Genomic DNA, 22,777 nt, shown 5'->3' on the forward strand with positions numbered 1-22,777 from the left:
GTCATGATAATAAATGGGATGCAGAACTCGGTAAGTTTACCAGGCGCTCTTCAATATAGATTGATTGTTTTAATTCATCGCGCATAGCTTGCGCGAACATGGGTAATCGATGCATCAGTTTCCATACCGGACGAACCATAATCTTCGAATTATTCATTTGGGAAAGAAAAGCATCCTGCTCATCTTTATTCTCGCAGATAATAGAATTAAGCCAATAATTCGAACGCGCATATACAGGTTCCTCAACGAATTTAAACCGGGAACCGGCAAAAAAATCAGAATAATTTTTTGCGAGGATTCTCTTTTGTTGAAGAAAAACCTCCAGCATTTCTATTTGACCACAACCCAGAGCAGCATTGAGGTTGGGCATACGGTAATTGAATCCGGGCTCATCATGATAGAATTCATAGGGGTGAGGGACTTTTGCCGTCGTGGTAATATGTTTTGCCTTGATGCCAGCCTCGACAGAGTTACACAGCACCATACCGCCGCCACCAGTAGTGATGATTTTGTTTCCGTTGAAGCTTAAAATTCCATATTTGCCAAATGTCCCGGTATGGGCATTTTTATAAAACGAGCCCAGGCTTTCAGCGGCATCTTCAATTAATGTAATATGCCATTTGTTGCACACCGAGATAATCTCATCTATTTCTACAGGATGACCGAAAGTATGCATAGGGACTGCTGCCCGAATAACCTGGCGCGTTTTCTTGTGCATGCAAACGTTCTCAACAAGCTCTGCATTTTCTGCTAGCCAGTTCTCCATGGCAGTGGGGCAAAGTCCCAAACTGGTGCTGGAGATATCGATAAAAACAGGTTTTGCACCAAGGTGATAAAGCGCATTGCAGGTCGCAACAAAAGTCAGTGCCTGGGTGATGACAAGATCATCCGGCTTCACACCTGCAAGATAGAGGGCAGTACTGAGCGCTGTCGTACCATTTACTGTTGCGACGGCGCGTGAAGCTCCCGTAACGTTTTGTATTTTACTCTCAAAATCATCAACATATTTACCAACGCTGGAGACGAAAGTACTGGTCAGTGTATCAAGGACATAGCGTTTTTCATTGCCATCAAAAGATGGTGCATGTAATGGAATGAAATCGTTGGATCTATATATATCACGGATGAATTCGACAACGGATAGGGTATTCATACAGCGCACCTTTATTACATTTTACTATCAAGGTATTTCCCGGTTTCTTTATGTTTAAAATCAGGGAGCATTGTCATAAATAATTTAATGATATCTTCTTTGTTCCAGTGAAGAGTGCTACGCAATTTGTGAATTTGATATTCAAAGTGCTGTAATAATTGATTGTTGTAATTTAACTCATTTTTAATGATGCCAATTTTCAAAAAATGAGTCAGATCTATTTTTTCATTCGCTGTGTAAAATTCCTCAAAATCTTTTTCACCGGTGGTGTCGCTGGAAGTAAACAGACATGGCCACTTTCCCTTTATCGGCAGGGAGTTAGCCAGTGTGCGGGCTTCATCTTCGGACTCGCACAGCCAGGGTGTATATCCTTGCTGTTCCAGATAACGTACAGCAATATCTGAAAATGATATCAAATGTTGTTTTTCATCCAGTTTTGGGAAAAAAATATCCCGATTTTCTCCGAAAATGCAAGACAGTAGACAAAGTTCACCTGATTCTTGCGGAGTCACGAAATAACGTTTTATATCATTAGGCGCTACAATAGGTTGGCGTTTGTTTATTCTTTGCTGAAAGCCATGTAACAGCGAGCCGTCAGAAAATGCGACGTTGGCAAAACGGGCTGTTGAGATCTCGATATGTTCACTTTGGCGCATCAAAAACATTTCCATTATGCGTTTCGAAGCCCCCATCATATTGACTGGATTGGCTGCCTTATCTGTAGAAACGCAGAAGAATTTTTTCGCTTTCGCTGCGATAGCATGTTGAATTGTTTTTTGCGTATTAAGTATATTTACTTCAACCATACGCATCAAAGTGAAGGGATCTTTCTCACTGCGGACATGTTTGAGTGCCGAAAGGTTGAGAATGTAATCATATTCACCATCCGCGTTGATAAAAGCATGATATTCGAGAGATCCAATATCCAGCGCAAATGTCTGAAAATCACCCTTGATATAGCCATATGAGCTTCTGATATCGCGAACCAGTTCGACCATGTTATTTTCGCTGATATCGACGACGTGTAATTTTCTTGGCTGACGTTTTATGATCTCTTTGACTACAGCCTGACCGATAGAACCCGCGCCACCGAGAACGAGAAAACTGGAGCCAGATATTATTTGTTGTAGTTCATTTTGACGTGCGCTGATGTCATCAGAAAATATGTTATATTCTCTGCCTATTAATTGTGAAACAGTAGTCATTGTAAACCTGCAGATCGAAAATAATTTGTTGTAATGTATCGATTACTTTAGAACGATGCCAAAGAGTAACAAGATGTATGCCGCAAAAAATGGTTGGCACGCTTTTATTAATTTCAGGCACGCTACCGCCCTGATTTTACAGTGTTCTAATTCTGTAAAACCTGGGGGTGTTTGAATTTTTTTGCCAGTTTTACTGGCAATCTATCTTGCAAATATGAATCTATTTTTCTGTGAGCAATATGTTTTTAGAGAACAGCTTTTCTTGCAGACTCGCTAATAATAAATTCTCTTTTATTGTTTCACTCTGTGTTATCGCTTCAACGATAGCTGATGCCGCTCTTTCCCCTGCGTTGCCATCCATAAAAGCATCGCAATACTGATGGCGAATATTGTCGACTGCTATTTGTTGTGCCGACCAGTCGTAAACATTGGAAAGAAATAGTCTTAATTCATTCATATCATTGGCAACAGGTGCTATTTTATGAATGTCTGTTGCCATATTTCGGTTATCTGTTGGCTTTTCTGCCCCAGACTCATCAAGCCGAATAACACGTTTATTGAGATGGAAAGCATCAAATACATATTCATCACTGTCAGTGAGAATATAGTCAGCCAGTTCTAATGCTGGAGGAATATGATCATGTGCAGCAATCTGCTTTTTAAAGCAGCGATTACAGAGAGCCAGCCATTTTTCTCCATCACTTCCATAAGGAACTCTGTGTTGGGTCAGTAACAAGAGGTTGTAGTCATGTCCCAGACGCGACAGCTTTTCCGCCCAGTGAGGAACTGAACTGGATGCACCATATGTTGGTGCATACAAAATTGTCATTTTTTTAGGATCGAGTTTAAGTGCTGACGGTAGAGTGGCTGTTTCACTTTTCGTATGCCAGTCATCAAAGCGTGGATTGCCGACGATTTTGGCGCTGCCATTAATATCCAACGCGCGTTGACTGTAAGAAGCATAACAAAGTATCTGCTGGTAAAACGTGTTCCACCATGCATGATTCCATTGTGCGTTTGCGAGCCCATGAATGGCGCGAATATGTATGCCGGCCAGACCATCCAGCTCTGCAATATAGTAAGGGCTTACCAGACATTTATAGCGCTGTCCTTGCGCCAGAACGTGGGAGAGCAAATTTCCGCCAAGATCTGAATGGCTGATGGTTTTAAGTAAATTCAGCATCTCGTCTCGCAGCGGTTTTGCCACGCGATCGTTAACTAACAACGCACAGCGCTGTCCTTGTGACTGAAGCGAAGCAATAATGGGGCGATAAATTTGATAGTGGAAGGCTGTTTCCATAAAGAAACCGATCGTTTCGCCTACGTTATTGGCGAGTGTTTGGTTTCTCTTATTCGTGTCAGTTGGCATTTGATTGATTTTATTGAAATAAAAACCAATATTGTCAGTTTCTTTATTCTCAATATCGCTGTAACCTGCACGTTGATAGCTAATGCTTGGATAACAGGCCAGCCATTTTCCTTCACGCAGTAACGACTGCCATTGCTCCTCAGGTGCGTCTGAGCGGTCGCGTTCCATTTGCTGAGCCAGTTCGTTGTAATAATGGCTATTCACCAGATAGGCGCAAACTTTATTGCAGTCACGTGCATGGATTATACCGCTGAGACTTTTAAGGACATTCCCACGTTTAATTTCCCCGCCAAGTAGGATCACTTCCCACGGTAATTTGGGCAGGGCTGCGAGTAGGCTATTCAGCACCTGGATGTGTTTTTCCTGCTTCAGGATGACGGTGTCATCTTCCAGCAACAGATAGTTTTTCCAGCCTTGCTGCTGCGCCAGTTTAAGCGCCTGTAAATGGGACTGGCGGCGACCCCATTGACCATTTTTTTCATCACATGCCGTCAGGCGGGTTATTTTACTGGCTGGAAAATTCAGTTGCGCCAGCTCCTGCTGAATAAGCGCCAGACGATCCGGACGTTTATCTAAATTGACGATCACCGCCTGATCAATACCGCTCCATTGGATAGGTTGATTATGCGTTGCGTTATGCAGACTCAAATACCATGTTTTGAGCATGGGGTCGGGAATGTACTCGTCAAGGCTGGCCCCTGTGGACTGGCTGGAACCCAGGACAAAGTCTTTGTCAAAGGTATTCTGGCTGTGTGAGACGCAAAGGATGGTGTGTTCCCCGGGCAATTGCAGTGGATTCGCCGTAAATTTATTGGTAAATCCTTCCTCTTCGCCTAAGTTACACGCGTCATCATAACGGTGCTTTTTCAAATAATTACGGTGATAGCAAAAGGTGCCGTTGAGAATATTTTGCGGGCCGAAGCTGCGGGTTTTGAAAATCCGATTTATGTGGCTGTACCAGATTGGGATCTGGTCCGAGCCGGATATTAATGCCCGGTGACGTTGCATCATCGCAATGGTGTAAGAGATCTTATCTGCCGGATAATAATCATCGTCATCCATGCAGAGAATATATTCACCTTTTGCCAGCGCGTTGAGCATATTACGCTTTTTCCCCAGATCCAGTTTTTCCGGGTGGTGGATATAGCGAATATTGTATTTTTCAGGATGCCCTTGTGTGAGTTGCTCAATAATCGATAAATGGTTTTGCGCTGAATCATCAAGGATAACCAGTTCTCTGCGGTCCGCGGGGTAGTCCTGGTAGCGATACATGTAAAGTAAATACGGTAGAAAAGCGGCACGATTCCAGGTTGGGGTCACGACGCTAACAAACGGTTTTTCACGACCAGTTTCTAACGTTTTAACGATGTCAGGCAGCGTGGTGCGAGTTTTAGCGGTATTGGGCATGATGGTTTGCATTTCGCGGATCGAAAAAGGACCGGGATTTCGCCCGGCCAACAGGCACTAACAAAAAAGCAGTGAGAATGCTGAGAGCAAGTGATCAGCTGGCAACTGATTGGCTAATTGCTGACGTGCGGATACGGCATCTTCACTAAGTCGCCAGCGTTCATACAGGGCGAACAGCGCGAAAATATCGTCGTCCGTCAATGCTGAACTGTCGAGCGTCCAAAGACTGAACAAAGTACGAAGCAGGTAGAAATCGGTCACCAGTTCGAAATAACGCTGGCTGACGTCTTCGCTGTCATGTTGCGGAAATACATCGTGATACAGTCGGTAAATCAGATAGTTATTCAAAATCCACGGAGCCTGTGCAAAGCACTGCTCATAGGTTTTCTGCCACTGACCCTGTAATTGCTGTTGCAACAGCGCTTCACTGTTGGCGTCCTGCAGCATGAGTAAGCTGACCTGTAAAGGGAGACTGATTTTGCGGGAGCTGTCCGGCAGTATTTGCCAGTCAAAGTCGAATCCTCCCATGCGAGTCAGTAACTGGCACTGAAGTGCAAGTACGGCAGGCAACTGAGCAAACTGTTCCTGTAATTTTCCATCCTCAGCATGTCCTGCCAGAGCCTGCGGCAAAGAGGCGAGTTGACGTAAGACATCAGGAGTGTCGCCGGGCAATTTCTCCGAGTAAGAAAGTATAATTCCCAGCGCGTAGAGCCTCAGCTCTGGCGGTAATCCTGCCAGGGTTACGGTATCCAGCGCGGCCTGATTCAGTACCTGGTCACGCGGAGAGAGTGCGCGGCTTTCCGGTTCTCTGTCGCAACAGGAAACATGTAAAGTAAAAGCATGGGGTTCGCCCAGCGCTGCTTTGCTGCTGGCAATGTCTGTCAGTAGCAGGCTGTGTCGAATTTCATTTTTGCGCACTATTCTGGTGTGCAAAGGAGAATCTGGATTGTGGGATAAAAACGACCGGACAAAGTCAGGTTCGTAACTTTCAATCTTACTCATAACGTGTTCTCAGTAACCCCAATAGACAAATCTGGCTAACGTAATGCAAATTGCATGCCTGAATTTTATATGGGTAAATATCAACGAGTTATTTGCACAGAGGAAAAAAGACTTCCGCGAAACGGAAGGCGGAACACGTTAACGGTGGTAAATAAAATCTGCTTCAGTACCTAAAAATGACTGAATAAATTCATATTGTCGGATCAGCAGTTCGCCGTTTTTTTCATTGTAGGTTTTGCAGCGTTCTGCTTTCTGCTCAAGATTTTGCCACCAGCTGTGCGCGGCGCTTTTTTGTGGTACAGGTAACCAGTTGAAAACCTGCTCCAGCCCCGCGCGATTGACGCTTACCCCCAGCTGTTGCAGGATTGAGCGGCGTTGCTGACTGCTGTTTTTCAGCCGTTCATAGTGCTGTTGAATGGTGTCATTGACGGTCAATAACTCTTCACTGGCGCGACGAATCATGCACAGACGCTGCTGTTCAAGCTGGGCCCGAAGTGTGTCATACAGCATTTCATCTTCACGAATGCCCTGAAGCAGGGTTTTGACCTGCTGTAGCCTGGTGCTCACTCTTTCCGCCTCTTATTTCTGAAAAAAGCTGAGCATATCGCCAGCCAGTTGGTCGCTGTCAACCTGCAGGTCACCCGATGCCAGCATGGCCTGCATTTGCGCGACTTTGTCGTAATCAACGTCATTTTGCGCATCACTGCTCAGCGTTTGCTGTGCGGTTTGTAAACCCGCCTGAGTAATGTCGTCGGCAGAAAGCATTGTTGCGCTGGTTGCCGTAGCTTGCGCAGCGTTCTTGTCTGAGCGGTCCGTTCCGGTCGCAGATGTCGGGCGATTACCAGGCAGAGTAGGTGTAATTTTCATATCAACCTCGAGCATGTTCCGTGTGGTTGTGTATCTGTTATCGGATAAAAGCGACTGCTGGGGGGAAAACTTTAATCCCATCACAAAAAATCTCTTATTGTTCCGCCGTTAGCGTGGTGACAACACCCGTATCCTCTACCACGCCGCTAATCACCCGCTGGCTGCTGCTATTGCGAATTTTTATCACATCCCCTTTATGGCCATTTTTCATTGCAACACCGGGCATAGACGCGGTGATCCCTTCCATGTGCGACACAATCATCACCGGTTGATCTCGTTTGACCAGTACGGGAGAGACCAGCGCCGCACGGGTAAGGGGTTTTCCTGGCTGTAAGGTGCGCTTGCTGGTCAGCCCGATAGCCTCCTCAACATTCATCATCAGTCCTTCTCGTTGGCCGCTGATATTGAATTTTTTGAGCTGCAGGACATCGGTGGTCAGCACCGTATCCCGCGCAATCAGCGACTTAGGCATCACCACAGGCACGAATACATCAGGGCGTACTGCCACGTTAACTTGCCAGCCAGCACTTCCTGGGCAGGCGACTGAAAAATTCATTCGTGTCAGGACCGCCTCCGGGGAAGAGGTGAAAGTGGCTTTCGGAGCTGTAGCGCATAGCGCGCTGGTGCTTACCACGGAGGGGATATAGATATTGAAGGTGTAGCGATAGTCATGCCACTGCTGCTTTTGCGCCAGGGCTTCAATTTCATGGCTTGCGGCATTGAGAACCTGCGCGTTGATTTGTTCCCGGGCGCTGTGTTGAACGGGATGGACAGCGGCATATGCAGGTAAGGCACAGAATAAGGCCAGCATAATTTCCACGGAAAAGAGGAAAGAACACTTCCTTCGGTTGATTGTTAATTTCATAAAACCATTTCTCATCAGTCACTTAAAAGTTGGCATGTATATTGCTTAAAGAAGCGATATTGATGCAGGAGTGATGCGAGAAATGGGAATCAGTTTTCAACAGGCATTGGGTGTACATCCGCAGGCAGTGAAGTTACGTCTTGAGAGGACCGAGCTGCTGACTGCGAATTTAGCGAATGTCGATACGCCAAATTTCAAGGCTAAAGATATTGATTTTTCCACTGAGATGCAACGGGCAAGTCGCTCAAATGTTATGCCAGAGGTTGATGTGAAATATCGTGTGCCGATGCAACCCTCAGAGGATGGCAATACCGTGGAGTTGAATACCGAGCAGGCTCGGTTTTCACAAAATAGTATGGATTATCAAAGCAGTCTGACCTTTCTGAACCTGCAGCTTAGCGGTGTCAGAGAGGCCATTGAAGGGAAATAACGATGTCGTTTACTGATATTTATCAGATCTCGGGTTCGGCGATGACGGCGCAAACCATTCGCCTGAATACCGTCGCCAGTAACATGGCAAATGCCGAGTCTCCAGCCAGCAGCGAGGCGCAGGCCTACAAAGCAAGAAGCCCCGTCTTTGCTGCCGTTTACAACAATAGCCTGATTGGTGGGCACAACCATCACGCTATTGATGGTGCGAGTGTTCAGGTGCAGGACGTCATGCAAAGCGGTGGGGCGGTGAAACGTTATGAACCTCATCATCCTATGGCGGATCGGGATGGTTATGTCTGGTATCCGGATGTCAACGTCGTCGAACAAATGGCTGACATGATGTCCGCATCACGAGATTTTGAAACCAACGTTGATGTGCTGAATAACGTCAAAAGTATGCAGCAAAGCTTACTCAAACTGGGAGAAGTGTAATGAATAGCCTGGCTTTGTATGCCCAATCTCAGGCGCTGTCTTCTTCTCAGGAGAAGACAGCAGTCGCAGAAAATAACGTGGGGGCGACGTCGCAAAGCACCAATCTGGGGGACAGCAGCTCCTCAAACACTACTAGCACAACGGATACCAGTGGTACCAGCAACACCCCGACGACGACAACGTCTACGGAGCCGTCAGGTGTGCAAACGTTCCTGACATTATTCGTGGCTGAAATTGAAAACCAGGATCCAACCAACCCTACCGATCCGACCGCTTATATCGATCAGCTTTCCTCAATGGCACAGGTGGCGATGATGGAAGAGATGAGCGTACAGGCGAATACCAATGCCGTGCTGATGAGCAACATTCAGGTAATGGCGCTGGGGAATATGGTGGGTGACAACATCATGGTGCAGACCACATCACTGGACGTGAGCGATCAGGAGATTCAGGGGCGTGTCACGCTGGATGATGCCTGTACCGATGTTGACCTGCATTTTACCGACGAAGCGGGCAACGATTATACCGTCTCGCTGATCCCGGAAGGTGAAACCTCTGCAGGACCAGGACAGGTGGATTTCGATATTAATCCGGCTGATTACGGGATCCCGCCCGGCGATTACAGCGTATCTGTGGTGACCAATACCGGGGAGGAAGAGGTCCCTATCGAGGTTTCCGGAGAGGTTAAAGATGTGCGTATTCCGCTTGATGGAAGCACACCGGTGCTCAATGTTGATGGTGTCGGTGAAGTGCCTTTCACCATGATCACCCAGTTCGGTATACCGGATGGTACCGATGATGTTACGCCAGTGCCACCGGATGACGGTAGCGATGATGTTACCCCAGAGCAGACGGACAGTAGCAGCGAAAATCTCGTGCTTTGATGAAGTTTAAATAACAGGAATAAACAATGAGTTATGAAATTGCAGCGACGGGGCTGAATGCCGTCAACGAACAACTTGATGGGATCAGTAACAACATCGCTAACTCCGGAACGGTGGGGTACAAATCCATGACCACGCAGTTTTCCGCCATGTATGCGGGAACGCAGGCGATGGGCGTGAGTGTGGCCGGCTCTGCACAAAGCATCTCGACGGGGGGCTCCATGGTTTCAACCGGAAACGCGTTGGATCTGGCCATCAATAACGACGGTTTTTTTGTGACATGCGATAGCGCAGGAAACATTTCCTATACGCGTGCCGGGTCTTTCGTGACCGATAAAAACGGCTATATCGTAAACGCTACCGGTGATTATCTGCAGGGCTATCCGGTTGATGACAGCGGTACGCTGCAAACCGGTACAGTCACTGATATTCAGATTAAAACCGGCAATATTCCGGCACAGGCAACGGACAGTATGACGTTCACGGCAAACTTTAATGCCAGTGATGAGATTATCGATCGTGATGGTGATGCAACTGCGACACCACCTGTTGATGCTGTACCTTTTGATCCTAACAACAGCGATACCTATACCGACAGCTACACCACAACCGTGTATGACTCATTGGGTAATGAACACTCGGTCAGCCAGTACTTTACCAAGACGGCGGATAATACCTGGGAAGTTGATTATACCTTTGATGGCGAGAAGCAGGACGGCGTACCACCCACCACGCTGACGTTCGATCCGAATACCGGCAAGCTGGTCTCTCCAACTACACCACAAACGATCACTTTTACTACCGATGAAGCCGCGCCAATTTCAATGACTGTCGATTACTCAGATTGTACTCAGTACGGTTCTGATTTCTCGGTGACTACAAACTCCGCGACCGGTTATGCCTCCGCAACGCAAAACGGCGTTCAGGTTGATGACGACGGTAAAGTTTACGCCACCTACAGCAACGGCGAACGTATGTTACAAGGCCAGGTTGTACTGGCAACCTTCCCGAATGATAGCGGGCTGCAAGCGGTGAGCGGCACTGCCTGGGTGCAAACCGGTGAATCCGGTACGCCGTTGATTGGCGTCCCTGGCTCTGGTACCTGCGGCACGCTCGCTTCCGGCATGCTTGAAAGCTCCAATGTGGATATCACCAATGAACTGGTTAACCTGATGACGGCCCAGCGTAACTACCAGGCGAACACGAAAGTGATCTCGACCAGTACGCAGCTGGATCAGGCCCTCTTCCAGGCGATGTAAGGCACTCATAAATGGATCGGTTGATATATACCGCACTGAGCGGTGCCACTCAGACGCTGCTGGAACAGCAGATTAGCGCCAATAACCTCGCCAATGTGAACACCAATGGTTTTCGCGCGGATATGGCGATGGCGAGTAATGACAAAGTGAAGGGTGGTGGTTTCGATACGCGTTTTATGGCGAAGGAAAGCCCGAGTGGCGTCAATGACAGTATCGGCGTTGCGGAAAAAACAGAGCGTCCGCTGGATGTTTCTATTCAGGGCGGTGGCTATATCGCCGTGCAGGATAAGGCGGGAAATGAGGTCTATACCCGTAACGGCAATATTCAGCAGGACGACCAGGGGCAATTGACGATCGACGGCAATATCGTTCTCGGTGATAACGGTCCGATTATTCTGCCGCCGAACGCGATCGCCTCTTTCGGTAGCGACGGCACACTCTCGGTGACACCAGATGATGGTGATGTAACTGCCACAATGGATATTGATCGTCTGAAGCTGGTGGATATTCCGGTCAGTAATCTGGCGAAAAATACCGAAGGTATGTTGGTGACGGCTGACGGCGTACCGGCACAGCGTGATGAAAACATCAAAGTAAGCGGTGGTTTTCTGGAAAGCAGCAACGTGTCTGCGGTTAGCGAAATGATGTCTTCCATTGCGATGAACCGCCAGTTTGAAGCGCAAATCAAGATGATGAAAACCGCCGAGGAACTGAGTGACTCGGGCAACCGATTGTTACGTGGCTCTTAATCAGGGATAAAGTTTTATGAATGCAGCGTTATGGATCAGTAAAACCGGCCTGTCGGCGCAGGATGCTGAGATGAGTGCGATTGCCAACAACATCGCCAACGTCAACACCACGGGCTTTAAGCGCGACCGCGTTATGTTCCAGGATCTGTTTTATCAGACTCAGGAAGCGCCGGGCGCAATGCTTGATCAAAACAACATCATGCCGACCGGAATGCAGTTTGGCAGCGGTGTACGCATTGTTGGTACGCAGAAAACCTTCACCGAAGGGAATGTGGAAACTACTGATAATGCGATGAATGTGGCGATCATGGGACAGGGGTTCTGGCAAGTGCAAAAGGCTAACGGGGATATCGCTTATACCCGTGACGGCAACATGCAGATTAATGCTGATGGGGTGTTAACTAACTCCGAGGGGCTACCTCTGCAACCAGAGATTGATGTGCCAACCGGTGCGACCAATGTGGCATTTGGCGAAGATGGTACCGTGACGGCGATCCTTCCTGGCGATAGCGATCCGACCGAACTGGGGCAACTGACGTTGGTGAATTTCGCCAATCCGGCAGGCCTTTCAGCCGAAGGCGACAACCTGTATCTGGAAACCGCCGCCAGTGGTCAACCGACGGAAGGTATCCCGGGAGAAGATGGCCTGGGGACCTTGCAGGACAGTGCGCTGGAAGGCTCGAATGTGGATATCGTCAACGAAATGGTGGCGATGATCACCGTTCAACGTGCCTATGAGATGAACGCCAAAATGGTCTCTGCGGCAGACGATATGCTGCAGTTTATTAGCCAGACGCTGTAATACGAGAATGTAAAACGGAAATAGACAGAACGTGAAAAATTATCTCTGGCTGATAGTCCTGCTTCCCCTGTTAAGCGGGTGTGAATCGCAGGCTATGCTGGTCAAAAAGAATGACGAATTCTTCGCCCCCCCGAAAACGGAGGCACAGCCGACGGCTGATGGCCGTGCAGGGGGGGTGTTCGAAACAAGTTACAACTGGTCGTTGACGGCGGATCGCCGAGCCTATCGGGTGGGTGACATCCTGACCGTTATGCTGGAAGAGTCCACCCAATCCAGCAAACAGGCGAAAACCAATTTCGGCAAGAACAATACCGTCGATATCGGCGCGCCGACTATTTTTGGTCATACCAAAGATAATCTGTCGGGATCTATTGATGCCAATCGCGATTTCAATGGTACGGCGACATCGCAACAACAGAACAGCTTACGCGGTGAAATTACAGTATCTGTGCACTCTGTACAGCCGAACGGCATTCTGGAAATTCGCGGCGAAAAATGGCTCACCCTCAACCAGGGGGATGAATATATTCGCCTGAGCGGGCTGGTGCGTGCCGATGACATCCAGAACGATAACTCAGTTTCTTCACAACGTATTGCAGATGCGCGGATCTCGTATGCGGGTCGTGGTGCGTTGAGCGATGCCAACGCGGCAGGCTGGCTGACACGTCTGTTTAACCATCCTCTCTTCCCGATCTAATGCAGGATTTTGATATGCAACACCTAAGCGGGCGCTGGATGAAGGCGTTAAGTGGCGTCTTGATCGCTCTCAGCCTTGTTGTGTCTGGTACGACGCAGGCGCAATCTCTGGAATCTCTGGTCAACGTCCAGGGCGTCAGGGAAAACCAACTCATCGGTTACAGCCTGGTTGTTGGGCTGGATGGGACCGGGGATAAAAACCAGGTCAAGTTTACAAACCAGACCATCACCAACATGTTGCGTCAGTTCGGTGTTCAGTTACCGTCCAAGATTGATCCAAAGGTGAAAAACGTCGCGGCGGTGGCCGTCAGTGCATCACTGCCGCCAATGTACTCACGTGGGCAGACCATTGATGTCACAGTCTCTTCAATTGGCGACGCCAAAAGCCTGCGCGGTGGCACATTGTTGCTTACCCAGCTACATGGCGCTGACGGAGAAGTTTATGCCCTGGCGCAGGGGAGCGTGGTGGTCGGCGGGATGAATGCGACCGGTGCCAGCGGCTCCAGCGTTACAGTGAATACGCCGACGGCGGGACTTATCCCGAACGGTGCATCAGTGGAGCGTGAAATACCCAGCGACTTCCAGATGGGCGATACCATCACGCTTAATCTGAAACGTCCCTCTTTTAAAGATGCTAATAACATTGCGGGGGCGATCAACGCGGCATTTGGCGGTATTGCAACTGCGCAAAGCTCGACCAACGTTATCGTTCGTGCCCCAACCAGTCCAGGTGCTCGCGTTGCCTTTATGTCCCAGTTGGATGATGTACAGGTACTGGCCGAAAAAGTCCGTGCTCGCGTGGTGTTTAACTCGCGTACTGGCACGGTCGTCATGGGAGAGGGGATCGCCCTGCATGCGGCGGCAGTATCCCACGGCAGCCTGACGGTTTCTATCAACGAAAGCAGCAATGTTAGCCAGCCGAATGCCCTGGCAGGTGGCCGCACTGCGGTTACTCCACAGAGCAATATATCGGTGAATCATGCCCGACCTGGGGTGATTAACTTACCGGAGTCCAGCAGCCTGAAAACACTGGTTAATGCTCTCAATAGCCTGGGCGCAACGCCGGACGACATTATGTCTATTTTGCAGGCGCTGCATGAAGCCGGTGCGCTGGATGCCGACCTGGAGGTGATCTGATGGCTGACATCAAGGTGAATCACAGCGGGGGCGTTGACGGTAGCGATGCGTTAATGGGACCCAAAATTAAAGATAACGATTTGCAGAAAGCGGCTCAGCAGTTTGAGGCGATTTTTTTACGCAACATGATGAAAGAGATGCGTAAAACCAATGAGATCTTTGATTCAAAAGATAACCCGTTTAACAGCGACTCGGTGCGTATGATGCAGGGTTTTTATGACGACCAATTGAGCAACAGTCTGGCCCAACATAACGGGATTGGGATTGCGGCCATGATCGTGAAGCAACTCTCACCCCACCACAAAGGATAAAGGTCAGGCGGCGGCTTAAGAACCGCGGTTTTGCGCCGCTCTTTATCGGCAAGGTTGTTAACGACAGACCGGGCGACAGGCCGGCAAGGATTCTTTGATGGATATGATTAATATTGGCTACAGCGGCGCATCTACGGCGCAGGTGGAGCTGAACGTCACTGCGCAAAACACCGCCAACGCGCTGACGGATGGTTACACCAGGCAGGTTGCTGTCACCAGTACCATTGGCGCCAGCTCGGGCTCGTCAAACAGCGCCGGTAATGGTGTGCAGGTGGACAGTATTCGCCGGGTGTCGAACCAGTATCAGGTGAATCAGGTCTGGTATTCTGCCAGCGAATTTCATTACTACGACACCCAACAGGGGTACCTGCTCCAGTTGGAAACGGTACTTAGCGATGACAACAGTAACCTGAACGCGGGATTTGATAATTTTTTTGCTGCGCTGAGCGAGGCGACAACCAGCCCGGATGACTCTGCTTTACGTGAACAGGTGATCAGCGAGTCTGGTGCGCTGGCGCTGCGTGTGAATAACACTCTGGATTATATCGACTCGCAAAGTAGTGAGATTGCCAGCCAGGAGCAGGCATATGTTGCTCAGGTGAATACGTTGACCAGCGGCATTGCCAGTTATAACCAGCAGATCACTGAGGCGGAAGCGAACGGTGATAACGCATCTGCCCTGTACGACGCCCGCGATCAATTGGTTGAACAGCTTAGCGGCATCATGGATGTTCAGGTCAATATTGATGATGAGGGGAACTACGACGTTACGTTGCAAAATGGTCAGCCATTGGTCAGCGGACAAGAAAGTTCAACCATTGCATTGGAAACCAATACTGATGGCACTCAGAGCATGTCACTGACGTTTGCCGGAACGACATCGTCAATGAATTCCGATACGGGTGGCGCTTTAGGTGCGCTGTTTGATTACCAGAACGAAGTGCTGACGCCGCTGAGCGGTACTATCAACAGTATGGCGGAACAATTTGCCAATGCGGTGAATACTCAGCTTGCACAAGGCTATGACCTGAACGGTAATCCCGGCGAGCCGCTGTTTATTTATGATGAAAACTCTGCCGATGGCCCACTGGAGGTTAACCCGGATATCACCGCCGATGAACTGGCATTTTCCAGTTCGCCGGACGAAAGCGGCAATAGCGATAATCTGCAGGCGTTGATCAACATTTCCACCGAACCGCTGGAAATTGAGGGGCTGGGAAGCGTGACCGTCGGTGAAGCTTGCTCATCGATCATCAGCAACATCGGTATTTACAGCCAGCAGACTCAAACGGAAGCGACGGCAGCATCGAACGTTTACTCTGAAGCACAAAACCAACAGAGCAGCGTCAGCGGCGTCAGTATGGATGAAGAAGCGGTGAATCTTATTACTTATCAGCAAATCTATGAGGCCAACCTGAAAGTGATCTCTACGGGTGCTGATATTTTCGATTCCGTGCTGGAAATGTGTAGCTAACCTGGAGGGTTATTATTATGCGAGTCTCTACCCAACAATCTTATGTGTCCATGACGCAGAGTTTTAATAATCTCTCCAGCCAACTGTCACATGTTGTTGAGCAAATGGCGACCGGGAAAAGTATTTTGCTGCCGTCTGATGATCCGATAGCCGCTACCCGTATCACCCAGCTTAATCGCCAGCAAACCGCTCTCGATCAATATCAGAGTAATATTGATTCCGCATCGTCGGGTATGAGCCAGCAGGAGTCGATTCTTGATGGGGTTAACAACGATCTGTTAGCGATACGCGACGATCTGCTGGAGGCGGCGAACGGCACTAATACCGCTGATTCGTTAGCCAGTCTGGGCCAGGATATTCAGTCTATGACCGAAGCTATGGTATCAGCATTAAATTATCAGGATGAAGACGGCCACTATGTATTTGGCGGTACGGTCAACGATCAGCCGCCGATTGTTGCAGTGGATGATGACGGTGATGGTGTAACTGACAGCTACACCTATCAGGGCAACAGCAATCATCGTCAAACCACGGTTTCCAATGGCGTTGAGGTTGATACTAATGTCGCAGTCAGTGATTTTTTTGGCAGTAGTCTTGATGTACTGAACACGCTCACGTCGCTGTCGAAAGAGCTACAGGATCCATCAGTTGACCCTTCAAATCCGCAAGTGCAAAGCGATATTCAGAATGCCATCGATACAGTGGATGACGCCTCTGATTCTCTCAATGTGTCAATCGCTTCGTTGGGGGAAACGCAGAATACGATGACCATGTTGAGTGATGCCCAGACGGATATCTCCACCTCTAACGATCAGCTTATCAGCCAGTTGAGCGATCTGGATTACGGCCCCGCGTCTATTGAATTTACCGGGCTGGAAATGGCGATGGAAGCCACCTTGAAAACCTACTCCAAAGTGAGTGAGTTAAACCTTTTTAGTGTGATTTAACAATTAGCAACGGTTCAGGAACAGTATGCAGGTCGGTTTAAATACAACATCACTCTCCGCTAACGGAGCGCTCAATCCTTCCGTTCAACAGTATGCTGTTGCTCAGAATGCTCCCGTCCGTCAAAAGTTACCCGCAACGGCGAGTGATTACCCGGCCTCTCCACTGATCACTACCCGGCCCCAGCGTTACAGTGTTCAGCTCAACGACCAGCTCACCACGCTGCAACAGGCCGATCACTATCTGGGCCAACTGGAGCAGCATTTGCTGGATTATCGCCATGCGGCACGTCGTGGCGGGCAGGCGCAGCAGCAGAAGGGGGCCGATCTTACACAGTGGCTGGAAAAACGATCGTCGCTCTCCGGTGGAGCGGTCGATCGTCAATTGCGCCCGGTATTGCAGGGGGAAGCGCGAGTGACGTTCCAATCGCCTGATCTGGTGCGGATGCTGCAAAAAAATGTCTCGGAGTCGCGGATGTTCAGCGTCTCCGATGGACGGCAAACTCAGCTTTCTGCGGTGGTGGTCGGAGACGATGTCGAGTCTGGCCAATATAAAATGATGATGAGTCATGCGCTGCGTCGTGTTGGAGTGCAAATGCACGAGCAGCAGGGCATGCTCAACTTTTCCACCACAGAAAAACAGTGGCCTCAGTTGGAAAAGACGCTGAGCGCACGCGATGTGGAGGCAAAGTCATCAACGTTTACCCCGTTGAAAACCTTTGCCGATCCTTCGCGAGCAGAAGAATTGTTGCAGAGCCTGTCACGAGGAAATTCCCGTACTCCAGATGCCATACAACACGCCCTGGATGCCATTGGCGATCAGAGGGCGCAAATGGCGACCCAGCAAGAGAAAGCCCGACAATTGATTGATGGTATGGCGCGCTTCCCACAGGCAAAAAGCGCAGTAAAAGCATCGGAGTCACTTGGTGGAATACTGGATCACGCTAATCATAATTATCAGGTGTTAGCGCAAGCGGTTAACGGGCAGGCCAGACTTTCTGGCCAGACCGTGCGGAGTTTATTACGTTAGTCAGACTGACATGCTTTTGCTTGTGATATAAACGAGGATGGATCCAAGACAAGCAGGCCACCAGCATCCTGATTAAAAAGTAAAATTTGCTGCGTATCTAAATGGAACCACCACATACGCAGATTATGTTCGTTAACAAAGGCGCCTAAATTCGACAGGCGGCGATCCGTATGATCGGTTTCTGCACCGCTAAAATGAAATTCTCCCTGCTTAGCCGTGCCAGAATAGCGATTAATACATGCCGATACCTTAAATATTGAGGGGGTATTGTTACCTTCCCCGATTGGCAGGAAGGTTAGGGTTGTGTTTTTTCCAGGAGGGCTCAAGATGAGTTCGTAATGAGAACTTTCCCCAGTGGCAAGGTTATAATTACTGGCAACAGTGTTTTCAATGTGTGCATGTACCATAAATGAAGCGAGCGAAAAAAAAGTAAACGCAATGTAAGAAAAATAGTTATTTGCACTTAGGAATTTCATTTAACATTTTCTCCACTTCTTTAAACATAATAGCATTCATTTCATTATCTTTGTTCTGCCAGTTATCAAAATTCAATACCAGCTGCCAACTGTCATTGCATTGATTGCTAAGCACAATATCAAGGACAAACTTACTCAGAGACTCTCTGTAGTACACATTCATTGTCATATTATGTGAGATCAACAACGGATTGATATGTTGCATTCCTGGTAAAAGATGTTGAGAAAAAAAAGATGTCGTTTTATTTTTGGTATCAGTATCGTAAAGATGATAGACCGAGATCTGACTGGCATTATCAGTGTTTTCTTTTATCAACTGTGGTACATCAACAGGTTTTGTCGCGAACGGAGCTTCAAAGTAATACATGAAAATAAATAAAAATAGGGTGATAGCGATGACAGGCAATGTTATGAATACGGCTCTATAGGGATGCCGTGATGTGATGTTTTCTTTCTCTTTTTTTTCTGGTGATTCATTGATAAGTAATGACTTATCATGGTTTTCCAGTTGTTCATGGCCTGCCTCGTTGTCCTCCTCAGGTGTCCTGCAAGCGGGAGACAGTATGCTCTCTTCAGCGACCTCGGTTTCATCATTAATTAATGTCTGATCACTGAGGGTGGTAAGGTAACTTTTATTAAATAAATAGCCTTTTTTGGGGATGGTCTTAATAATTTCTTGTTGTTTTCCATCATCATCAATCGCAACACGTAAAGCATGAATAGCCGTCGGAAGGCTATTCCCACCCACAATACGACTTTTCCAGACTTCGCTCATTAAATATGAACGAGATAAAACAGAGTCGGCATTTTTAGCTAATGTTTCTAAAAGAATAAAATGGTATTCGCCCAGACGGCGCGTTTCACCTGTCTCGCAATGGATCAGGGCATTAAGCGAAGGATCCATCCGCCAGTTGTTGACTATAATACTCATGGTTTGGTTTACCTGTGCAAGAATTTTTATATCCCTGATGCCACACCGTTAAATATTAGTGCATTAAAGTTCTGGATAAACAGAGATATCGTACTGGCTGGAAAGTGACAGTTTAAGTATAGAGTGTTTTTTTGCGTAGTCCAAAAATGGACTTGGAATGTAACGAAAGCACTAAAAACTCACAATATAAAAGTAGACTGCATTTGCAACGAAATGTAAAAAAAAGCGCAGGGTTGGTAAAATAAAAAGATCTGATTTGAGTTTAATCTCATTGGTTTCATGGTGTTAACGATTTTTGGTTATCAGGGGTAATGGCTTGATGAGATATTACTAATAATCTTTTTATTTAAGCTCAATTTGCGCTTGTCTTGGTTTTGAGTGCTGACAACAACAGCACAGAATGCTTAATGATGATGTCGGCAAAAAAAATTGATGTGGTGCTTTAAGTTTTCTGAACGGGTGGTCGTTTTTACAGGGTATCGAAACGAAGATGATTATTCCCAAGGAGCTGTACCATGTTATCAATTAATACCAATACCGCATCAATGGCGGCTGTTAACGCAATCAACAAAAGTAGTTCATCTCTGTCTACTTCTATGGAACGCCTGGCGACGGGTAGCCGTATTAACTCTTCTGCAGATGACGCCGCAGGTAAACAAATTGCTAACCGTCTGACTGCACAGTCAAGCGGTATGGGTGTTGCGCTGAGCAACATTCAGGACGCAACCGCAATGCTGCAAACTGCAGATAGCACGTTTGATGAAATGACCGACGTTCTGGGCCGTATGAAAGACTTGTCCACGCAAGCAGCGAACGGAACATACAACGCTGACGACATGCAGGCTATGCAGGATGAGTTTGATGAACTGGGTCAGCAGATGTCCGACATGCTGCAGAACACCACCTACGGCGGTACTAACCTGTTTGGTACAGCTTCTGGCAGCAACACCGGTGCTTCTGGTCTGTTCCAGAGCGCAGTGACCTTCCAGGTTGGTGCTGAATCTTCTGACACCATGACTGTGGATATCTCCAGCCAGCTGGACACTCTGGTAACTGACCTGACCGCTGTCAGCACCTCTTTCGGCGCCGATCAGTCGGGTGCAACGGGTGTTTCCGGTGGTACTGAACTGACCACTTCTGGTTCTGCAAACGCGATGATCGGTACCATTCAGACTGCAATGGATGACGTTTCTAAAATTCAGTCCAAGTTGGGTGCGTCTATCAACCGTCTGAACGACACTGCGAATAACCTGACCAGCATGCAGGACAACACTGAAGTGGCAATCGGTAACATTATGGATACCGATTACGCGACGGAAGCCTCCAACATGACGCAACAACAGGTGCTGATGCAAACCGGTATTACCATGCTGAAGCAGTCCAACAGCATGTCCAGCATGGTGTCCAGCCTGCTGCAGTAATTCTGTTCAGTGGTGAAATTGCGCCAATCACAACACCGCCGACTGGCGGTGTTGTGCTTTCAGCGGCAGAGGGTTGGTCTGCAAGCTTCCCGCTCAGCGGAAATTTGATTTCCACGTGCTCAATAATTTGTTGATTTTAAATGAAATGTAAAATTGGCACACCTCTTGCTTAAGTATCAATAACGTCGCACGGAGTTATTCATGATTAACCCAAGAACCATGGCGAAAGCTGCCGCCTATGCGGATATCGCCACGCAAAGTGCAAACCTGATGCAACAGCAGGCGCAACTGGACGCTGAAAGTAGCGGGCTGGATTCGCTGAGTACGGCTTTAACCGATTTTCAATCGGCCATTGATGCATTAAACAGTGATACCGACGGTCCGCTGACCTTTTCGGCGACGACAAATAATGATGCGGCAACGGTGTCGGCGAACTCAGAAGCGCAGGCGGGAACGTATTCGTTTTATGTTCAGCAACTGGCTCAGGCGCAGCAGTCAACGTTCCAGATGGCAGATAATACCTACGATGCAACGGGTACGTTTGACCTGACCATGGCAGATGGCAGCACCATGGAGATCGATCTCTCTACAGCTGATAGCGATGGTGATAATAAGATCGATTCCACCGGGCTGGTGAATGCTATCAATAATTCCGATGATAACCCTGGGGTCTCGGCGGCGCTGGTAAAAACGGACGGTCAGACAACCATTATGCTGACGTCTGACAGTACCGGTGAGGATAGCGCCTTTACGGCGACCGTGAATGGAACCGTCATTGCCAGCCCCGACACTGCGATGACAAAAGCGCAAGATGCTGTGATTTGTCTGGGGGGAGCTAGTGGGCAAACCATAACCAGCAGCACCAATACCTTTGATGATGTGATCCCTGGTGTGAGCATGACTTTCACAGAAGCCAGCGATCCCGATGATCCCAGTGATGTTACCACTATTACCATTGCGGAAGACTCCAGCGCTTCGCAGGCAAAAGTACAAACTTTTGTAGATGCTTATAACACGCTTATCGATACCGTCAATTCACTCACCAGCAATGGTGGTAATGGTTCAAATCCCGGTGTATTTGCGGGCGATGCAGGACTCAGTTCGTTAACGAGCCAACTCGATGACATAGCGCATGCTTACTATGGCGGTGTGTCGATCGTGGATTACGGCATTTCGCTGGATTCTGACGGCCATTTACAGGTCGACTCAGATAAGTTTAACGAAGCGATGGAAGAGAATCCGGATGGCCTGACTTCTATCTTCGTCGGTGACGACAGCATGGTCGCACAGATGGACAGCCTGATGGAAAGCTACCTGGATTCCAGCACCGGTATTATCGCCATGCGTGAGGATAATATTGAGGATCAGCAGGGCAAAATCCAGGACGAAAGCGATCAGCTCACTCAAACCTATAACACCAACTATGACCGCTACCTGGAAGAGTACACCAATACGCTGATTGAAACGTACACCATGAAAGTGAGTATGGCTGCGTTTATGTAAGCACCTGGTTTAGCAAAAGAATAGAGAGTCAACATGTACGACACGCAGGATGGTTATTCGCAATACAAAGAGATGGATCTTGCTGCCCGCACGGCTGCCGCTTCACCGTTAGAGCTGGTACTGGTGCTGTTCTCCGGTTTGATGGATGAACTGGAGCGCGCTAAAAGTCACATCGAGAACAAACGTTTCGAGAAGAAGGCGCAAAGCATCAACAAATGCATCGATATTCTCAACGCCTTAACCAGTTCGCTGGAGTTTGAAACAGGTGGCGAACTGGTGGTGAATTTGTCCCGCCTTTATGACCATTGCGTCTACCGTCTGTATGAAGCCAGCGGTGAAATGTCATTGGAAAAAATTGATGAAGTGATCCTGATTCTGACCAATCTGCGCACAGGCTGGGAAGGTCTGTCGGCCAAACTTGGATAGGG

24 protein-coding genes are annotated in these 22,777 nt (G+C 48.3%); 15 read left to right on the top strand and 9 right to left on the bottom strand.

The annotated features are described in order from the left end of the window. Position 1: 1 nt before the first annotated feature. The 7 genes from OGX98_RS06875 to flgA all read right to left on the bottom strand — a co-directional run bounded on the left by OGX98_RS06875 (position 2) and on the right by flgA (position 7,868). A complete protein-coding gene (locus tag OGX98_RS06875) occupies positions 2–1,153 on the bottom strand; it encodes a LegC family aminotransferase (protein WP_286595030.1) in 1,152 nt (383 codons plus the stop codon). Positions 1,154–1,167: 14 nt separating this feature from the next. Beyond that, positions 1,168–2,358, bottom strand: a complete 1,191-nt coding sequence (locus OGX98_RS06880) for a UDP-N-acetylglucosamine 4,6-dehydratase (protein ID WP_200041915.1) — start codon at positions 2,356–2,358, stop codon at positions 1,168–1,170. A 220-nt stretch (positions 2,359–2,578) separates the two neighbouring features. Next, the gene (locus OGX98_RS06885; RefSeq protein ID WP_286595125.1) at positions 2,579–5,134 is read right to left on the bottom strand and encodes a glycosyltransferase; all 2,556 of its coding nucleotides are present in this window, start codon (positions 5,132–5,134) and stop codon (positions 2,579–2,581) included. Positions 5,135–5,191: 57 nt separating this feature from the next. Then, positions 5,192–6,136, bottom strand: coding sequence for a lysine-N-methylase (locus tag OGX98_RS06890; RefSeq protein WP_200041917.1), 945 nt, complete (start codon positions 6,134–6,136; stop codon positions 5,192–5,194). Positions 6,137–6,274: 138 nt separating this feature from the next. Beyond that, positions 6,275–6,703, bottom strand: coding sequence for a flagellar protein FlgN (flgN, locus tag OGX98_RS06895; protein WP_045440164.1), 429 nt, complete (start codon positions 6,701–6,703; stop codon positions 6,275–6,277). A 12-nt stretch (positions 6,704–6,715) separates the two neighbouring features. Further along, entirely contained in the window at positions 6,716–7,003 is a 288-nt protein-coding gene (gene flgM, locus OGX98_RS06900; protein WP_045449457.1) for a flagellar biosynthesis anti-sigma factor FlgM, read from the bottom strand. Between the two features lie 94 nt (positions 7,004–7,097). Continuing rightward, positions 7,098–7,868 carry a flagellar basal body P-ring formation chaperone FlgA gene (flgA, locus tag OGX98_RS06905; RefSeq protein ID WP_286595031.1) on the bottom strand — a complete coding sequence of 257 codons (771 nt, stop codon included), beginning with the start codon at positions 7,866–7,868 and terminating at the stop codon, positions 7,098–7,100. Between the two features lie 82 nt (positions 7,869–7,950). Between flgA and OGX98_RS06910 the strand changes: the two genes are divergently transcribed. From OGX98_RS06910 to OGX98_RS06965, 12 genes are all read left to right on the top strand, one after another. Next, on the top strand, positions 7,951–8,298 hold the full coding sequence (locus OGX98_RS06910; protein WP_045440169.1) for a flagellar basal body protein: 348 nt from the start codon (positions 7,951–7,953) through the stop codon (positions 8,296–8,298). 2 nt (positions 8,299–8,300) lie between these two features. Continuing rightward, positions 8,301–8,732 (top strand): flagellar basal body rod protein FlgC, encoded by a 432-nt coding sequence (gene flgC / locus OGX98_RS06915; protein ID WP_045440172.1) that lies wholly within the window; start codon positions 8,301–8,303, stop codon positions 8,730–8,732. Beyond that, positions 8,732–9,616: a flagellar hook capping FlgD N-terminal domain-containing protein gene (locus OGX98_RS06920; protein WP_045440175.1), complete on the top strand. Its 885-nt coding sequence runs from the start codon at positions 8,732–8,734 to the stop codon at positions 9,614–9,616. Before flgC ends, OGX98_RS06920 begins: the two co-directional genes overlap by 1 nt. 26 nt (positions 9,617–9,642) lie before the next feature. Further along, entirely contained in the window at positions 9,643–10,875 is a 1,233-nt protein-coding gene (gene flgE / locus OGX98_RS06925; RefSeq protein ID WP_284097334.1) for a flagellar hook protein FlgE, read from the top strand. A gap of 11 nt (positions 10,876–10,886) precedes the next feature. Further along, entirely contained in the window at positions 10,887–11,624 is a 738-nt protein-coding gene (locus OGX98_RS06930; protein ID WP_045440180.1) for a flagellar basal body rod protein FlgF, read from the top strand. A 16-nt stretch (positions 11,625–11,640) separates the two neighbouring features. Next, a complete protein-coding gene (gene flgG, locus OGX98_RS06935; RefSeq protein WP_045440182.1) occupies positions 11,641–12,426 on the top strand; it encodes a flagellar basal-body rod protein FlgG in 786 nt (261 codons plus the stop codon). Between the two features lie 31 nt (positions 12,427–12,457). Then, positions 12,458–13,123 carry a flagellar basal body L-ring protein FlgH gene (gene flgH, locus OGX98_RS06940; RefSeq protein ID WP_045440184.1) on the top strand — a complete coding sequence of 222 codons (666 nt, stop codon included), beginning with the start codon at positions 12,458–12,460 and terminating at the stop codon, positions 13,121–13,123. Positions 13,124–13,137: 14 nt separating this feature from the next. Next, positions 13,138–14,259: a flagellar basal body P-ring protein FlgI gene (locus OGX98_RS06945; RefSeq protein WP_045440187.1), complete on the top strand. Its 1,122-nt coding sequence runs from the start codon at positions 13,138–13,140 to the stop codon at positions 14,257–14,259. Beyond that, positions 14,259–14,570, top strand: a complete 312-nt coding sequence (locus OGX98_RS06950; protein ID WP_045440189.1) for a rod-binding protein — start codon at positions 14,259–14,261, stop codon at positions 14,568–14,570. The genes OGX98_RS06945 and OGX98_RS06950 overlap by 1 nt, the downstream gene beginning before the upstream one ends. Before the next feature lie 97 nt (positions 14,571–14,667). Then, positions 14,668–16,044, top strand: coding sequence for a flagellar hook-associated protein FlgK (gene flgK, locus OGX98_RS06955; protein ID WP_286595032.1), 1,377 nt, complete (start codon positions 14,668–14,670; stop codon positions 16,042–16,044). A 17-nt stretch (positions 16,045–16,061) separates the two neighbouring features. Beyond that, complete coding sequence (flgL, locus tag OGX98_RS06960; RefSeq protein WP_045440194.1) at positions 16,062–16,991, top strand: flagellar hook-associated protein FlgL; 930 nt, start codon at positions 16,062–16,064, stop codon at positions 16,989–16,991. A 25-nt stretch (positions 16,992–17,016) separates the two neighbouring features. Then, entirely contained in the window at positions 17,017–18,018 is a 1,002-nt protein-coding gene (locus tag OGX98_RS06965; protein ID WP_286595033.1) for a flagellar hook-associated protein, read from the top strand. On the opposite strand, the gene OGX98_RS06970 is transcribed toward OGX98_RS06965, so the two are convergent. Both OGX98_RS06970 and OGX98_RS06975 read right to left on the bottom strand, forming a co-directional pair. Further along, a complete protein-coding gene (locus OGX98_RS06970) occupies positions 18,015–18,494 on the bottom strand; it encodes a hypothetical protein (RefSeq protein WP_045440201.1) in 480 nt (159 codons plus the stop codon). The genes OGX98_RS06965 and OGX98_RS06970 overlap by 4 nt on opposite strands. Further along, positions 18,472–19,425 (bottom strand): transcriptional regulator, encoded by a 954-nt coding sequence (locus OGX98_RS06975; RefSeq protein WP_286493132.1) that lies wholly within the window; start codon positions 19,423–19,425, stop codon positions 18,472–18,474. Before OGX98_RS06975 ends, OGX98_RS06970 begins: the two co-directional genes overlap by 23 nt. Positions 19,426–19,940: 515 nt before the next feature. Between OGX98_RS06975 and lafA the strand changes: the two genes are divergently transcribed. From lafA to fliS, 3 genes are all read left to right on the top strand, one after another. Beyond that, positions 19,941–20,846, top strand: coding sequence for a lateral flagellin LafA (gene lafA / locus OGX98_RS06980; RefSeq protein ID WP_045440205.1), 906 nt, complete (start codon positions 19,941–19,943; stop codon positions 20,844–20,846). 201 nt (positions 20,847–21,047) lie between these two features. Continuing rightward, a complete protein-coding gene (gene fliD, locus OGX98_RS06985; protein WP_045440207.1) occupies positions 21,048–22,349 on the top strand; it encodes a flagellar filament capping protein FliD in 1,302 nt (433 codons plus the stop codon). A gap of 33 nt (positions 22,350–22,382) precedes the next feature. Next, complete coding sequence (fliS, locus tag OGX98_RS06990; RefSeq protein WP_045440209.1) at positions 22,383–22,775, top strand: flagellar export chaperone FliS; 393 nt, start codon at positions 22,383–22,385, stop codon at positions 22,773–22,775. The last annotated feature ends 2 nt before the right edge of the window (positions 22,776–22,777 follow it).

Source organism: Citrobacter sp. Cm046 (assembly GCF_030333065.1).
GTDB classification, from domain to species: Bacteria; Pseudomonadota; Gammaproteobacteria; order Enterobacterales; family Enterobacteriaceae; genus Citrobacter; species Citrobacter murliniae.

Excerpts from the sequence above, each read along its gene's own strand:
- OGX98_RS06875 (WP_286595030.1), bottom strand. The coding sequence starts at position 1,153 with ATGAATACCCTATCCGTTGTCGAATTCATCCGTGATATATATAGATCC.
- OGX98_RS06880 (WP_200041915.1), bottom strand. The coding sequence starts at position 2,358 with ATGACTACTGTTTCACAATTAATAGGCAGAGAATATAACATATTTTCT.
- OGX98_RS06885 (WP_286595125.1), bottom strand. The coding sequence starts at position 5,134 with ATGCCCAATACCGCTAAAACTCGCACCACGCTGCCTGACATCGTTAAA.
- OGX98_RS06890 (WP_200041917.1), bottom strand. The coding sequence starts at position 6,136 with ATGAGTAAGATTGAAAGTTACGAACCTGACTTTGTCCGGTCGTTTTTA.
- flgM (WP_045449457.1), bottom strand. The coding sequence starts at position 7,003 with ATGAAAATTACACCTACTCTGCCTGGTAATCGCCCGACATCTGCGACC.
- flgA (WP_286595031.1), bottom strand. The coding sequence starts at position 7,868 with ATGAAATTAACAATCAACCGAAGGAAGTGTTCTTTCCTCTTTTCCGTG.
- OGX98_RS06910 (WP_045440169.1), top strand. The coding sequence starts at position 7,951 with ATGGGAATCAGTTTTCAACAGGCATTGGGTGTACATCCGCAGGCAGTG.
- flgC (WP_045440172.1), top strand. The coding sequence starts at position 8,301 with ATGTCGTTTACTGATATTTATCAGATCTCGGGTTCGGCGATGACGGCG.
- OGX98_RS06920 (WP_045440175.1), top strand. The coding sequence starts at position 8,732 with ATGAATAGCCTGGCTTTGTATGCCCAATCTCAGGCGCTGTCTTCTTCT.
- flgE (WP_284097334.1), top strand. The coding sequence starts at position 9,643 with ATGAGTTATGAAATTGCAGCGACGGGGCTGAATGCCGTCAACGAACAA.
- OGX98_RS06930 (WP_045440180.1), top strand. The coding sequence starts at position 10,887 with ATGGATCGGTTGATATATACCGCACTGAGCGGTGCCACTCAGACGCTG.
- flgG (WP_045440182.1), top strand. The coding sequence starts at position 11,641 with ATGAATGCAGCGTTATGGATCAGTAAAACCGGCCTGTCGGCGCAGGAT.
- OGX98_RS06945 (WP_045440187.1), top strand. The coding sequence starts at position 13,138 with ATGCAACACCTAAGCGGGCGCTGGATGAAGGCGTTAAGTGGCGTCTTG.
- OGX98_RS06950 (WP_045440189.1), top strand. The coding sequence starts at position 14,259 with ATGGCTGACATCAAGGTGAATCACAGCGGGGGCGTTGACGGTAGCGAT.
- flgK (WP_286595032.1), top strand. The coding sequence starts at position 14,668 with ATGGATATGATTAATATTGGCTACAGCGGCGCATCTACGGCGCAGGTG.
- flgL (WP_045440194.1), top strand. The coding sequence starts at position 16,062 with ATGCGAGTCTCTACCCAACAATCTTATGTGTCCATGACGCAGAGTTTT.
- OGX98_RS06965 (WP_286595033.1), top strand. The coding sequence starts at position 17,017 with ATGCAGGTCGGTTTAAATACAACATCACTCTCCGCTAACGGAGCGCTC.
- OGX98_RS06970 (WP_045440201.1), bottom strand. The coding sequence starts at position 18,494 with ATGAAATTCCTAAGTGCAAATAACTATTTTTCTTACATTGCGTTTACT.
- OGX98_RS06975 (WP_286493132.1), bottom strand. The coding sequence starts at position 19,425 with ATGAGTATTATAGTCAACAACTGGCGGATGGATCCTTCGCTTAATGCC.
- lafA (WP_045440205.1), top strand. The coding sequence starts at position 19,941 with ATGTTATCAATTAATACCAATACCGCATCAATGGCGGCTGTTAACGCA.
- fliD (WP_045440207.1), top strand. The coding sequence starts at position 21,048 with ATGATTAACCCAAGAACCATGGCGAAAGCTGCCGCCTATGCGGATATC.
- fliS (WP_045440209.1), top strand. The coding sequence starts at position 22,383 with ATGTACGACACGCAGGATGGTTATTCGCAATACAAAGAGATGGATCTT.